The sequence below is a fragment of the Akkermansia biwaensis genome (assembly GCF_026072915.1).
Classification (GTDB): Bacteria; Verrucomicrobiota; Verrucomicrobiia; order Verrucomicrobiales; family Akkermansiaceae; genus Akkermansia; species Akkermansia biwaensis.
In genome coordinates this window covers 801131-814568 of the sequence record NZ_AP025943.1, presented here as the reverse complement: position 1 = coordinate 814568, position 13438 = coordinate 801131, and the positions used below count along the sequence as shown (strand labels likewise).

Genomic DNA, 13438 nt, shown 5'->3' with positions numbered 1-13438 from the left:
AATGAACCAGCGGAACCGGACATCAGGCGCAGGAATCCCGGTCTTCCGGAAAGTCCGGGCGGCTTGCCTTTCCGGCCAGGCTTTTTTCTATTTTATGAAACAGCAGAAAGTGGTTTTTCAGGTGATACAGCCATGATTTGACAACGGCCAGTTCATGGTCTTCCAAGACCACGGGCGGAGACAGAAGCGGGGTTTTCTTCACGGCCACTTCAATCAGGCCCACGATTTCATTCCTGTGGCACACCACGGGAACGGCAATGTATTGCAGATATTTTTTCTCCGGAGGCTGGTTGCGCTTGCGGAAGAAAAAGCGCGCCACCTGACGGGGCGTGGAGAGAACCAGGGGATTGAGACGGTGCTCCAGGAATAGCTGTTCATCCAGCATGGAAGGGGTATTGGTGACCGGCCGCGGCAGTTGTGCCAGAATGGACGGAGTACCGTCATTATGGTCTCCCTGGGCGTATCCAGCTACGCTGAGCAGAGTTTGATCTCCCGTCTTTTCCGCCTTGATGTAAAGCACTTCGAAAATGAGGGATTTTTTATATTCCGCCAATGCGGCGGCAATCGTGGAGCACAGGAAACCGCTTCCCTGGCCGAAGTCCCAGGGCATCTCCCGTGAGCCGTCCAATTTGTTGGCAAAGTTTTCATATTCTTTGCTGAGGGCGGTACATGCCTTTTCATAGAGGGCCGCAGTCTGGCGTTTGCGGATGCAGGACTGTTCTTCTTCATCCCCTTTTTTATTGAGCATGAGCTGGCATTCCACATGCCAGACGATGAAGGCAAGACCCAGAATGATGAGAATAATGATTTTTCCGGTATGACCGTTTTCTATCGGCGTACCGCCGACGATGGAGATGAAGATCACCAGAATGGGCTGGAATATGTTCGCTTTTTTAAGGAAAGAGTTATTGGTTTCTTTAGACATGGCGACATGCAGGAGAGAGGAAATTCAGGGGGGCATTCTGCGCAAAATACATTTAAAAAAATCTTCGGTGCTTATATCTCAAAAATATTCCATATTGTAAAAATAATTTAAGATTTGAATATGAAGAATGGAGTATTCATCTGAAAGAAGACTCATGAAAGTTTAATTAAACTGTATTTATAATCAATGAGTTTTTCTTAATTTAGAAGTATTCTAATACTATATCATCTTGAAACGGAATGCTTCTGTAGTTTCAATAATTGTTAGAAAAAAGGAAGAATTGTCGGTTTTGGAAACGCAGCGGTAAAAACAGGTCTCATCCTTGCAACTTTTGCAAGGGAAGGGAAGAAGATCGGCAGGCTGTTTGTCAAGGGAAACTGCGCGATGCACACTTGACGGAACAGCAGTTTTTTCATGAATTCCGGTCCAAGGGGGCTTTTTGTGAGAATTATTGAGAATGAAAATATAAGGGATGATAAAATCACGGAGGAATTACTGATCCGGCATGTGCTTTTTTCCTTTCTTTTTTCATGTCTCCAGCCAGTGAGGAAATCTTGTCAGGTGGACAGTATCTCCCGAAAGGTCGGGAGAATAAAGACAGAGGTGCACACCGCCTTGCAAGGAGGAATGGGCTGCTTTTCATGGAACTGCGAATAAATTTCGTTTTCTGCAAATTATTCACTATTTCGTGAATTTTTATTTTGATAAAGTAACGAGAAAGGTATTTTTTGCGCTGTTTCTTCTTCCTTGGAGTCCTGTACATCTGTTGTTCCGGGGAAGATAACGCTTGCATGAACGTTCTTCAGACGGGGGCGGTGTTTTTCCCGGAGGAACCGCGCTTTTGGAAAAGCCCGTCTCTGCGTTTTCCGATGAAAGGCAGAAGTCCCGGAGATTTGTTTAATAATGCCGTTTTCTTTAACGGGAACTTCCTCTGGATGTATTCCGGGTGTCCGGAGAAACAGTTTCCGGAGAGTTTCCAGTAAGGGCCGTTCGAAAGGGGAATGGCTCCGGATTAATCACGATTTTTCCGCAAGAGGCGTTTCAACCGGGGAGGCCGGAGAAGGGAGGTGTTCCGGTTCTGGCAGGTTTTTCCTGACTTGCGGGAGTGGGGGGATTATTCGGCATGCGTTTCCTGCGCCCACTTCCTGTACTGCCCGGAGAGTTGTTCCACCAGAGCCTTGTGCTGGGGAGCCAGGTTATTTTGTTCCGTCCTGTCCCTGATGTCGTAAACCTGCCAGGGACCCCGGTTGGGAGCCACCAGCTTGAATTTGTCCGTCAGGGCAGCGCGGTTTCTCTGGTGCTCCCAGAAGATGGTGCGGGGAGGGCAGGTGTTGGGAATACTGTCCCATACCTTTTCCGGCGGAATGGAAGCGGGTTTGGACCAATAGGAGTTGAGCGGCTTGCCGTCCATGTGGCCGGGGACGGGCAGTTTGGCCCAGGTGAGGCAGGTGGGGGCGATGTCCTGGAGCAGGAACGGGGAGTGATAGCGTGTTCCGGAGCGCAGGACCTTGGGGTAGCGGATGATGAAGGGGGCGGAGAGACCGCCGTCAAAGGTTTCAATCTTGTACTGGCGGTAGGGCGTGTTGGATACGGCCGCCCACATGGGGCCGTAACCGTCCCGGCAGCCGACTTCCCCCAGCAGGCCGATGGGCAGCGCGGTTTTTTTGTTTTTGTTGTTTTGCGGCATTTCCGCCGTCGCTCCGTTGTCCGACAGGAACATGACGATTGTGTTGCCGCTGAGATGGTGGCGGTCCAGGGATTCCAGAATTTTCCCGATGCCCCGGTCCATGATGGAGATTTGCGCGGCGTAGGTGGCCATGCATTCGGCTATGTATTCCTTGCGTTCCGCAGAAGTTTTTTCATAGCCGGCCGGATTGAATTTGTTGTGCATCCCCAGCTTGGCGGAAGGGGGGACGATGCCCAGGCGTTTCTGGTTTTCCAGCCGTTTGGCGGCAATGGAGCCGGGAGATTTGCCTTCGTACAGGGGCAGCATTTTTTCTATTTCCCCCCTGGGGGCCTGGAGGGGTGTATGCGGAGCCGTGTAGGCCACATAAAGGAAGAAAGGAGCCTTGGCTCTGGCGGCATCGTCAATGTATGCCAGGGCGGTCTTGGTGATGTCCTCCGTCATGTAGAAGTCATCGGGCAGGTCTTCCGGCTTGAGCAGTCTGCCGTCTTCTCCGAAGGGACGGTCCGGCATGGGCTTGTAATAGTCCGCCGCTCCGCCCAGAAGACCGCGGTAGCGATCGAAGCCGCGGTCCCAGGGATAGGTCCCCCGCACTTTCCCCAGATGCCATTTTCCGGACAGGTAGGTGCGGTAGCCGGCTTTTTTCAGCAGTTCCGGCAGGGTGGGGATGTCCGGCTTCAGGCGTCCCCGGTAGCCGGGGCGGCCGCTGTCGTCGTCCAGCAGGCCCACGTCCACCTTGTGCGGCTCGCACCCGGTCATGATGGAGGCGCGGGAGGGGGAGCAGCGGGAAGCCGTGTAGCACCTCGTGGCCTGCATGCCCTGCCTGGCGAGGGAGTCGATGCTGGGGGTGGGTATTTCGGAACCGTAGCAGCCCAGATCGGACCAGCCCATGTCGTCGGCCAGGATGAGGACAATGTTGGGCCGGCCGGCGTGGCCGGCTTGCAGGGAAGCAAAGGCTATTGCCAGGTAGGAGATAAGCCGGATTGAACAGCGCATAAGGGAGGTATAGGAAATCATGTGAGAGAATAAAAGCATTTTCTGCCAGCCTTCTTTAAGCGGCTCAAGAAGGAACAGACGGAGCATGCCGGCGGTGCGCCGGAACGGGAAAAACATGCAGGGCGTTTTACTGTCCATGGCATGGCTGTATGAGAGTATGCCGGATATTCCTTTTTTCCGAAGGGGGTGCCGCCGTTCCCGGTCATCAGCCCGGTTTCCCCGGAATCTTGTTTTCCGCGGGAGCCATGAGGATTCCGGCGGTGAAGAGTGCCGGATCCGGCGTCAGGATTCAGTCCGTGCTACCACCACAGAATGGCGCAGAGCAGGATGGCGGCTCCATAGGCCATGCCGCCCAGGCAAAGGGGAGTCCACCAGGAGGGTTTGGAACAGATTTTGTTGACCATGTCCCGGTAGAGATAGGGTTTTCCTATCCAGAGGAGGGAGAGGAAGATAACGATGTAGCACCAGACGGGGATGAGCAGACGCGTGACCGGATCTTTCAGATAGGCGGCAAAGAGGAGGGGGGAGGCCACCATCAGTCCGAAGAGGCCGAGAGCCCGCGGGAAGAGCAGGTTTTTCACCTGGGTGATCATCAGGACCAGAAAGACGGGGCAGGCAAGCTGGAGCAGCCACCGGATGCCCTCGAATTCCGCCAGATCCACGCGGAGGGAACTCAGGATTCCCAGTCCCTGGGGAGCCACCAGCAGGAAGAACCAGAACAGGCCCACCGCCAGCAGAATCTGGGCGAGCAGATGGTTGCGCGGAGAAGCCAGCAGGAACGCCTGCGTTTGCTGTCTTTTCACCAAGGCGAACAGATGGCCGAGCAGCAGGACGGAACCCAGGATGTACCCCGCCACATGCAACGGTATCATTTCATACGGATGCTCAAAGGAGGTATACGGGTTCATCTGAACGCTAACCTTAATGATTATCCCGTATTCGTAAAGGCGAATCAGCGGGAGAAGGAAGAAAATGCCATCACTTTCCGGCTTCCGGACTGTAGAACGGGCCTTCCGGCAGGGGAGAAGAGTTTCTTACGAGTCCTTGGTGACTTTTTCAAACGTGGGGTCCTCAACGGGCGCTATTTTTCCGTCTGCGTAAAGTACCATGATAGCTCCTTGGTGGCGTTCCAGAGCGGGAACCACGATTTCATCAAAGTCCTGCGAGGTGATGACGCTGCGGCCGTCAATGGGGTTGCCGTCGCTGAGCCACGGCTTGTTCCTCAGGGCCTGCCCGCGGGCCACGTTCATGGGGCGGCCCTTCCGGTTGTCCAGCCAACTGGTGTAGGAGACGGTGTCCGGCCCGGCGGGCTGGTTGGAGTCGTTGGAGTTAAAGTAGGCAAGGTGCTTGTCATTCTTGCAGCGGAAGGTGTCCGGGAGCATGTGGGGGTCCTTGTCCGTGAGGGGGATCAGGTCCGGCTGGCCGGCGTTGACGATGGGGGCCAGGGCGTCCCACCAGTTGCGGCAGGCCTTGGCGCTCAGGAGGCTGTCCTTCATGCCGCTGGAGGGAAGCTTGCCCCCGTTCTGGGCCGCGAATTCCTTGCCCCAGTCGCTCAACCGGTGAAGATTGTCCGTACAGCGCGTCCGTGCCGCCGTTTCCGTGGCGTGGGAATATACCGTGTAGGAAATGCCCGCCAACAGGGCGAGAATGGCGATGACCACGAGAACTTCAATGAGCGTGAAACCTTTGCTGCGTGAGGTAAATGAGCGGGCTTTCATGATTTCCTGCCATTGTACATGATTGTCGCCGCTTGAAAAGCCAGAAACTGTTTCCGCCGGTGAAAAGCCGCGCCTGTTTCCAATCAGCTGCATGGGCGGCTGTCCTGATGGTATGTGAGTGCTTTATGAAATATTCCGACGGATATTACCGGGAAACCGTCCCCGGATATGACACAGGGAAAGGCGGGAGGCCGGCTTCACGGAGCGGATGCCCCAGGTCCCCGCCAGCGCCGCCGCCGTGATTCCGCCTTTTTATGGGCTGCGATGACGATGGGGAACGCCTTTTTTCCGGAAAGACGGGGTTTCCGTCCCTCTCCAGGAACGTGCCTGTCCGAAGGGAGGCCGGTGCATTCTGCCCGTGTAAGGCATGGGCGCCGCGCCGCTCAGGGACCTTTTGCCAAACCGTGCATCCGGGACGGAGATGGCGGGGGCATGTGCCCCGGAAACGAAAAAGGCCGGTCCCCGAAGGGACCGGCCTGGTGGTAAAAAGGAATGGTGCGAGGCCGCTTATTTAGCGGCTGTGACCAGCGCGGCGAAGGATTCCGGCTTCAGGGAAGCGCCGCCCACCAGGGCGCCGTCAATGTCCGGCTGGGCCATGAGTTCTTCCACGTTTTCCGGCTTCACCGAACCGCCGTACTGGATGCGTACCTTGGCGGCGGTATCTGCGCCGAAGACGTCCGCAACGACCTTGCGGATGAAGGCGTGCGCTTCCTGGGCTTCCTTGGAAGTGGCGGTCAGACCGGTGCCGATGGCCCAGACGGGTTCATACGCAATGACCAGGTTGGCGACTTCTTCCGGCGTCAGGTCCTTGAGACCGCCCTTGAGCTGGATTTCCAGCACGGGTTCCAGAATACCTCCCAGGCGTTCGTCCTTGGTTTCTCCGATGCAGAAGATCGGGGTGATTCCGGCGGCGATGGCCTTCTTGATCTTGGCGTTGATGATGGCGTCCGTTTCACCGAAGTACTGGCGGCGTTCGCTGTGGCCGAGCACTACGTACTTGAGGCCCAGCTCCTGGAGCATGCTGGTGGAGATTTCACCGGTGTAGGCTCCGTTGTCATACTGGGAAACGTTCTGGGCGCCGATGGCGATGCATCCGCAGCCGCCCAGGGCGTTCAGCACGGAGGGGATGGTGGTGAAGGGGGGAACGATCACGGTGTCGCAGGCGACGTCCTTCCCCTTGAGGATGGTTTTGAAGCTTTCGATGAATTGGGCGCCTTCAGCGGGGCCGATGTTCATCTTCCAGTTGGCGGCAATAATTGGTTTGCGGGACATAAATGGAATGAATTAATCAGGAGCAGGCATTGTTGACAAATCGGGGCCGAGGTCAAGCACAGATCAAGAGGGCCGCATATGCTCCGTCCGATTTTTCCTCCTGCGGAAGGACGAGTTTTTCTTCTTTCAGGGTCCATTCCGGGTGGTCCTTCAGGAATTCCCGGACCAGCAGTCCGTCTTCCTCCGCGTCAATGGAACAGGTGGAATAAACAAGCCTTCCTCCCGGTCTGACGGCGCGGGAGGCGTTTTCCAGAATGGTCCGCTGGAGGGCGGCCAGCCGCCGGATTTCCTCCGGATTCAGGCGCCAGCGTACGTCCACGCGGCGCTGGATGACGCCTGTGTTGGAGCAGGGAACGTCCAGCAGTACAGCGTCAAAACGCTTTTCCCATTGCGGAGGGCAGGGCTGGGTCCAGTCCGCCTGGGCCGTGGCCACGGAGGGGGAACCGTACCTTGCCAGATTTTCCCGCAGGACAGGCAGACGATGTTCGTGAAGGTCCGTGGCGGTGAGGCGCGCTTTTCCTCCGGTGGCGGCGATGATGGCCGCGGATTTTCCTCCGGGGGCGGCGCAGGCGTCCAGGATTTCCTCATCCGGCTGCGGCGCCAGCAGGTCGATGGCGTAGCGGGTGGAGGGGTCCGCTACGTACAGGGCACCGGAGTTGACGTCTTTCAGCGGCAGGAGGCCTTCCACGGAGAACCAGCCGGGAGCGCCGCCGAGCGGGACGAGGCCCTCCGGGGGGTCATTCAAGGGAATGAGGGAATTGGCGCGCACGTAGAGCCGCGGCGTGGTGTTGTTCCATTGAAGGAGCTTCCGGGCGGCTTCCGGACCGAACTGGGCCGTCCATTTTTCCACAAGCCATCGCGGGGTGGAATAAAGGATGTGAAGGGGGAGTTTTTCCCGTTCCGCCAGAATGGCTTTTTCCTTCCGCAGCGCATTACGCAGGATGGCGTTGACCAGCCCCCGCAGGCGGGACGGCGCCAGATTGACGGTTTCATACACGGCGGCATGGTCCGCCATGCCCAGCAGAAAGAGCTGGCACAGTCCCAGTTGGAGAATGAGCCGCACGTTCATGTCCAGCCTGCCCTGGCGCAACGTGCCGATCACGTGGTCCAGCCAGCTCTGGTTGCGCAGAACGCCGAAGACCAGGGCCTGTACCAGATGCCTGTCCGCCGGGGACAGGGAGAGCCGCGAACATTCCCGGTCCACCAGGGTTTCCGCAAAGGCGCGGCCTTCATGCCAGCGCGTCAGGCAGGCCAGGGCGGCCTGGCGCGAGTTGGATAGGTTGCTGTTCACCGGGGCACTCTACCTGCGGAATGGGGAAGTTTCAACCAGCAAAAAAGCGGAAAGGAATGGAAAGCTGCGGAGATTTCTCCCTATTACCTGTCTTTCCGCGGACTACCCGCTTCCTTTTTGTAAATGGCCTGGAGCCGTTCCAGTTGTTTTGGCTGTTTTTCCGCCAGATTGTTCCTTTCTTCCGGGTCCCTGCTGATCTGGAACAGGAGCCACTGGCCGTTTTTCATGGTCAGTTTCCAGCCGTCTCCGGTGATGATCGTGTGGTCGATGACGATGTAGTCCCTCAATTTGCCCGGTTTGCCCAGCAGCATGTTTTTGTAGGAGACGGCGTCCTTGCCCTCAGGCATGCGGACTCCCGCCAGGTCGGCAAAGGTGGCCATGTGGTCGTAATTGGCCACCAGGCCGTGGCAGACTTTTCCGTGCGGGAGGGTTCCCGGCCAGGAAACGATCATGGGAACGCGGATGCCTCCTTCGTGGTTGGTCCATTTGAGTCCCGCCAAGTTGACCATGGCATTTTTCAGGCCCACTTTCCCGCGGTTGCCGCGGAAGATGTCCAGCAGTTCCCCGTTTTTATCCACTACCCCGCCGTGGTAGTCGAGGCCGCGGCCTCGGCCCTTGTCCGTGCGGTAGTAGATTTCATGCCCGTTGTCGGAAGCGAAGATGATCATGGTGTGTTTCTCCAGGCCCAGCTTGTGCACCTGGGCGACGATAGCCCCCACCTGCCTGTCCAGCTTGTCCACCATGGAGGCGTATTCCTCCGCCGCCGCGCCGCATTCCTTGTTGCCGCCGGAGGCGTTGGCGTAGGCCTTGCGTATTTCCGGGTTCCCGGCATAGACGTTTTCCGCGGGGAGGATGTCCACCGGCCCGTGGGGAAGGTTGGTGGAGAAGAAGATGAACATGGGCTTTTTGCGGTTTTCCTCCATGAATTTGAGGGTTTCCCGCAGCATGACGTCCGGGGCGTAGGTGACTTTGCCCTCCCGGTTGCCGCGGCGTTTTTCCGTAGCGCCCTGGGAGTAGTTTTCCGGAGTTTTTCCCGCATCGGCGTGCGTGTTTCCTTCCAGCGGCAGGCGTTCTCCGTTTTTCCAGAGGAAGGAGGGATAGTAGCCGTGGGCGCGCACATGGTCCATGTAGCCTACGTAGTGGTCCCAGCCGTGGCGCTGCAACTCCCCGTGCCAGGTGGTGAAGCCCCAGTCCAGTTTTCCGAACTGGGCTGTCACGTAGCCGGCCTTTTTCAGCATTTCCGGGAGGAATACTTCCTGCGGGGTGGGCTTGATGCCTGCCCTCCGGGCGGCCTTTTGTTCAAATTCCTCATTGCTCCAGCCTTGTTTTTCCGCCGTGATGACCAGGCCTCCGGGAGTTTCCGAGTAGGATTTGGAGTGGCTGTCATGCACGCCCATGAGCAGGGAGGCGCGCGCCGGGCAGCAGTACTGGCTGCTGTAGCACCTGGTGAACATGACGCCCTGTTCGGCAAGACGGTCGATATTGGGCGTTTTGACGAGGCTCTCGCCGTAGCATCCCAGCAGTCCCATGCCCATGTCGTCCGCATAAATGAGGATGATGTTGGGTTTGGGCGGGGTTACGGCTGCCTGGGATAGGCCGGCGGTCATCAAAAGGGCCGTCTGCAGGAAGAGTCGCAGGAAAGTGTGCATCATGAATAGTACGGCAGGGACAATTTCCTCTATCGATAAATAAAAAGCCGCCCGGAAATTACTTTTCCGGACGGCTGGCAAAAAGTCGGTGCCTTTAGTGGCCGTAAGGTTTGTTGACGCGGCTGAATTGCTTCAGGCGCAGGCCGTTGAGGTGGATGAAGCCTTCGGCGTCGTCCTGGTTGTACAGTTCTTCGTGACCGCCTTCCATGGTGGCGATTTCTTCGGAGTACAGGGACTGCGGGGAACGGCGGCCTGCGTACATGATGTTGCCCTTGTAGAGCTTCAGGCGCACTTCGCCATTGACGGTTTCCTGGGATTTGGTGACCAGGGCCTGGATGGCCTCGCGTTCCGGCGCGAACCAGAAGCCGTTGTACACCAGCGTGGCGTATTCCGGAATGAGGGAGTCGCGCACTTTCTGCACTTCGCGGTCCACGGTGATGGTTTCAATGTCGCGGTGGGCCGCCAGCAGGATGGTGCCGCCGGGGGTTTCATAAATGCCGCGGCTCTTCATGCCTACGAAGCGGTTTTCTACGATGTCCACGCGGCCGATGCCGTGCTTGCCGCCCAGGGCGTTGAGCACATACATGACGCCCAGCGGGCTGAGCAGGGTGTAGCCGTCGCGTTCGCCGCGGGGGGTGACGTCCAGTTCTTTCAGCAGGCCGTCCAGTCCGTCGTACTGAATGCCGACCACGTCGCCCTTTTCATACAGGAGCTGGATGTATTCGGCCTGGTCCGGGGCGTCTTCCGGAGAGACGGAAAGCTTGTACATTTCACGGTCGGCCGGGGTGGTGCCGTCGTACCAGGTGTCTTCCAACATGCCCGCTTCAAACGAGATGTGGAGCAGGTTGCGGTCCATGGAGTACGGTTTTTTCAGGGACTGGCGGATCGGAATGCCGTGGGATTCCGCATAGGCGATCATTTCCGTGCGGCCCGGGAACTGCCTGCGGAATTCGGGGTCGCGCCACGGGGCGATGACCTTGATGTTGGGTGCCAGGGCGTTCACGGCCAGTTCAAAGCGCACCTGGTCGTTGCCCTTGCCGGTGGCGCCGTGGGCGATGGCGTCCGCTCCTTCCCGGATGGCCAGGTCCACCATGTCCTTGGAGATGCAGGGGCGCGCGATAGAGGTGCCCAGCAGGTAGCGGCCTTCGTACAGGGCGTTGGCCTGCATCATCGGGAAGATGTAATTGGTGGCGAAGTCTTCCTTGAGGTCGCCGATGAAACATTTGGAGGCGCCCGTCGCAAGGGCTTTTTCTTCCAGGCCGTCAAGTTCTTCAGCCTGGCCTACGTCCGCGCAGTATGCGATGATTTCGGCATTGTACTTTTCCTTGAGCCACTTCAGAAGAACGGAGGTGTCAAGGCCGCCAGAGTATGCAACTACGATTTTCATGTACGTCAGTGATTAGTGTGCGCGGTCATGATGCCCCATTCCCTTTCCGGTGGAAAGGACAAAATCGTCTTGTACGGCGTCCTTTTTTCAATATTCCCTTCCGGAAGGGGCGGGAGGGGATGGGCGGAGTTTTTGCCCTGGTCCGCCAGGGTGGGGCCGGGGAGGGAACAGGAAGAGAAAAGAAGAAGGAAGGTTTCCCGGAAGGGCGGGGAAGCGGGAGTTCCGGAGATGGTTAGGAAGTGTTAAGCAATTCCGGGAGTCCTTTCCCGGAAGGGGTTCCCCGGCGGCGTGTTCCGCGGTGCGTTTATGGAAGAAGCAGGCATTCAGGGTCATAGATGTGTGGACGGGAAAAGGCCGGATGACATTGAAAACAGCTTGAATTTGATGAAATTGAAAAAAAGCGCTTGATTTTTCACTGCGGGGCCTCTACTTATTCCGCCGAACTTATGGCTAAGAAGAGCTGGATAGCAAGAGACAAGAAAAAGGCTGACACCGTCAAGCGCTACGCAGAGCTGCGCGAGCAATTGAAGGCTGAGAAGGATTATATCGGTTTAACCATGTTGCCCCGCAATGCAAGCCCGACCCGTATGGTCAACCGCTGCCTTGTTTCGGGCCGCCGCCGTGCATTCATCCGCCGCTTCAAGCTTTCCCGTATTTCCTTCCGCGAACTGGCCAACGCCGGCATGATCCCCGGTGTGACCAAGTCCAGCTGGTAAGAGGGGAAAAGGTTGCAGCCTTACAAAGATTTTGACGCTAGGCTGATTTTTATTTAGCCTAGCGTTTTGCTATGCCCATATACGAGTACATTTCCGAACACCCCGACGATCCCGAACAGTCCTGTCCGGTGTGCCGCCGCGGTTTCGAATTGCGGAGGCCCGTGGACCGTGCGCCGCTTGAAAAGTGCCTGGTATGCAAGCACCCGGTGCGCAAGGTGATCAGCCGGGTGAACGTCCCGGAAATCACCAAGCCCCTGTCCGTTTCCGACGCCAAGGCCGCCGGCTTTACCGTGCTGGAAAAACGGGACAAGGGTGTTTATGAAAAATTGTGACGTACAAAGCATGTGCATGAGAACGGTTTTTCCCGTATTTTAAATCCAACGGAATGAGTGATCCAGACCCTCTGAGTATTCTTGCGGCCTCCGGGGCCGCTGAAGTGCCGGTTATTGAACCGGCGCTGGGTGGGATAGCGCTGGCAGTGGCCGGCCTTGTCCTTTTCTTATTATTGAATGCGTTTTTCGTGGCGAGCGAGTTCGCCCTGATGAAAGTCCGCGAAAGCCAGCTGCACGCTGAGGAAGGCGCCACGGCGCGGACGAGGAGGAAGCTGGTCCTCGCTAAAAAGGCGGTCAGGCACCTGGACCTGTATTTGTCCGCCTGCCAGATAGGCATCACGCTTTCCTCCCTGGCGCTGGGTTTTTTGGGCGCTCCGTTCGTGGCGGAGCTGACGGCACCCTTTCTGTACTCCCTGGGCCTGGAAGCCTCCGCACCCGTTTACTGGGCGGCCCTGGTTCTTACCTTCCTTTTCTTTGCCTGCTGCCATGTGGTTCTGGGGGAATTTCTTCCCAAGTGCATGGCGGTCCGGCATCCCGGCAAGTCCGTCATGGCGGTGGCCCCCCTGCTGTATTCCTTTTATGGGGTGTTCAAATATACGGGCATTCTCGGCCTGACCAACGGAATCGCCCGGTTTATCATGAAATACCTGCTGGGTATTGATCCCGGAGTGGCGGCGTGCACCGTGCACAGCACGGATGAACTGATGTACCTGGTGGAGGAGAGCGAGCGCTCCCGCGAACTGACCCGGCAGGAGGCGGAAATCTCCAAGAACGCCCTTGAATTGAACGATATGTGCGTGAAGGACGTCATGACGCCGCGTTCCGAAGTGGACGTCATGGACCTGACGGCTCCCTTTGAGGAGAACTGGGCCCTGGCGCGGGAATCATGGCATACCCGCTTTCCGCTGGTGGAAGGAGACCATCTGGACGAGGTGAAGGGCTGGGTGCACGTGAAGGACCTGCTCAAGCTCGTGGGCCAGGATAATCCGGACCTGATGAGCGTGAAGCGGGAATTGCGCGTGGTGCCGGATACGATGCCCCTGGACAGCCTGCTGACTTTCTTTTTGAAGGAGCACGCCCATTTTGCCCTGGTGGTGGACGAGTTCGGGGATTCCATCGGCCTCGTGTTCCTGGACGACATTCTGGAACAGATCGTGGGCGATGACATTCAGGACGAGTTTGACCGGGAGGAAATGAGGGAATTCGTCAAGACGGGCAAGGATACTTATGCCGTGAACGGCGCCGTCACCCTGTTTGACCTGGCGGACTACCTGCCGGAAATGGACCTGGATTGTCCGGGCGTGACCACGCTGGGCGGCTACATGATCAGCCAGCTGGGGCATATTCCGGAGGAAGGGGAGGAATTGAAAATAGGCCGTTACCGGGCCGTGGTGACGGGATCGGACGGCAGAAGGATCACGCAGATTCTGCTGACCAGGCTGCCGGAGGAACAGGAGGAGAAATAATC

12 protein-coding genes are annotated in these 13438 nt (G+C 57.4%); 3 read left to right on the top strand and 9 right to left on the bottom strand.

Annotated elements, in window-relative coordinates; all coding sequences use genetic code 11:
• Nucleotides 1-22: 22 nt before the first annotated feature.
• The 9 genes from OQH67_RS03320 to OQH67_RS03280 form a co-directional block, all read right to left on the bottom strand.
• On the bottom strand, nt 23-925 hold the full coding sequence (locus OQH67_RS03320; RefSeq protein WP_215435676.1) for a hypothetical protein: 903 nt from the start codon (nt 923-925) through the stop codon (nt 23-25).
• A 263-nt stretch (nt 926-1188) separates the two neighbouring features.
• Nucleotides 1189-1341, bottom strand: coding sequence for a hypothetical protein (locus OQH67_RS03315; RefSeq protein ID WP_215435677.1), 153 nt, complete (start codon nt 1339-1341; stop codon nt 1189-1191).
• 698 nt (nt 1342-2039) lie between these two features.
• Nucleotides 2040-3626 (bottom strand): sulfatase-like hydrolase/transferase, encoded by a 1587-nt coding sequence (locus OQH67_RS03310; RefSeq protein WP_215458885.1) that lies wholly within the window; start codon nt 3624-3626, stop codon nt 2040-2042.
• A 278-nt stretch (nt 3627-3904) separates the two neighbouring features.
• A complete protein-coding gene (locus tag OQH67_RS03305) occupies nt 3905-4477 on the bottom strand; it encodes a hypothetical protein (protein ID WP_147549687.1) in 573 nt (190 codons plus the stop codon).
• Nucleotides 4478-4639: 162 nt separating this feature from the next.
• Nucleotides 4640-5323, bottom strand: coding sequence for a type II secretion system protein (locus OQH67_RS03300; RefSeq protein ID WP_215435679.1), 684 nt, complete (start codon nt 5321-5323; stop codon nt 4640-4642).
• Between the two features lie 507 nt (nt 5324-5830).
• Entirely contained in the window at nt 5831-6595 is a 765-nt protein-coding gene (gene tpiA / locus OQH67_RS03295) for a triose-phosphate isomerase (RefSeq protein ID WP_215435680.1), read from the bottom strand.
• A gap of 52 nt (nt 6596-6647) precedes the next feature.
• A complete protein-coding gene (locus OQH67_RS03290) occupies nt 6648-7886 on the bottom strand; it encodes a transcription antitermination factor NusB (RefSeq protein WP_215435681.1) in 1239 nt (412 codons plus the stop codon).
• Nucleotides 7887-7969: 83 nt separating this feature from the next.
• Nucleotides 7970-9538, bottom strand: coding sequence for a sulfatase-like hydrolase/transferase (locus OQH67_RS03285; RefSeq protein WP_215435682.1), 1569 nt, complete (start codon nt 9536-9538; stop codon nt 7970-7972).
• A gap of 91 nt (nt 9539-9629) precedes the next feature.
• The gene (locus OQH67_RS03280) at nt 9630-10922 is read right to left on the bottom strand and encodes an argininosuccinate synthase (RefSeq protein WP_215435683.1); all 1293 of its coding nucleotides are present in this window, start codon (nt 10920-10922) and stop codon (nt 9630-9632) included.
• Between the two features lie 446 nt (nt 10923-11368).
• On the opposite strand from OQH67_RS03280, the gene rpsN reads away from it, so the two are divergent.
• The 3 genes from rpsN (at nt 11369) to OQH67_RS03265 (ending at nt 13436) form a co-directional block, all read left to right on the top strand.
• Nucleotides 11369-11638: a 30S ribosomal protein S14 gene (rpsN, locus tag OQH67_RS03275; protein WP_067570980.1), complete on the top strand. Its 270-nt coding sequence runs from the start codon at nt 11369-11371 to the stop codon at nt 11636-11638.
• A gap of 71 nt (nt 11639-11709) precedes the next feature.
• On the top strand, nt 11710-11970 hold the full coding sequence (locus OQH67_RS03270) for an FmdB family zinc ribbon protein (RefSeq protein WP_215435684.1): 261 nt from the start codon (nt 11710-11712) through the stop codon (nt 11968-11970).
• A 53-nt stretch (nt 11971-12023) separates the two neighbouring features.
• A complete protein-coding gene (locus tag OQH67_RS03265; RefSeq protein ID WP_215435685.1) occupies nt 12024-13436 on the top strand; it encodes a hemolysin family protein in 1413 nt (470 codons plus the stop codon).
• The last annotated feature ends 2 nt before the right edge of the window (nt 13437-13438 follow it).

Excerpts from the sequence above, each read along its gene's own strand:
- OQH67_RS03320 (WP_215435676.1), bottom strand. The coding sequence starts at position 925 with ATGTCTAAAGAAACCAATAACTCTTTCCTTAAAAAAGCGAACATATTC.
- OQH67_RS03315 (WP_215435677.1), bottom strand. The coding sequence starts at position 1,341 with ATGAAAAAACTGCTGTTCCGTCAAGTGTGCATCGCGCAGTTTCCCTTG.
- OQH67_RS03310 (WP_215458885.1), bottom strand. The coding sequence starts at position 3,626 with ATGATTTCCTATACCTCCCTTATGCGCTGTTCAATCCGGCTTATCTCC.
- OQH67_RS03305 (WP_147549687.1), bottom strand. The coding sequence starts at position 4,477 with ATGATACCGTTGCATGTGGCGGGGTACATCCTGGGTTCCGTCCTGCTG.
- OQH67_RS03300 (WP_215435679.1), bottom strand. The coding sequence starts at position 5,323 with ATGAAAGCCCGCTCATTTACCTCACGCAGCAAAGGTTTCACGCTCATT.
- tpiA (WP_215435680.1), bottom strand. The coding sequence starts at position 6,595 with ATGTCCCGCAAACCAATTATTGCCGCCAACTGGAAGATGAACATCGGC.
- OQH67_RS03285 (WP_215435682.1), bottom strand. The coding sequence starts at position 9,538 with ATGATGCACACTTTCCTGCGACTCTTCCTGCAGACGGCCCTTTTGATG.
- OQH67_RS03280 (WP_215435683.1), bottom strand. The coding sequence starts at position 10,922 with ATGAAAATCGTAGTTGCATACTCTGGCGGCCTTGACACCTCCGTTCTT.
- rpsN (WP_067570980.1), top strand. The coding sequence starts at position 11,369 with ATGGCTAAGAAGAGCTGGATAGCAAGAGACAAGAAAAAGGCTGACACC.
- OQH67_RS03270 (WP_215435684.1), top strand. The coding sequence starts at position 11,710 with ATGCCCATATACGAGTACATTTCCGAACACCCCGACGATCCCGAACAG.
- OQH67_RS03265 (WP_215435685.1), top strand. The coding sequence starts at position 12,024 with ATGAGTGATCCAGACCCTCTGAGTATTCTTGCGGCCTCCGGGGCCGCT.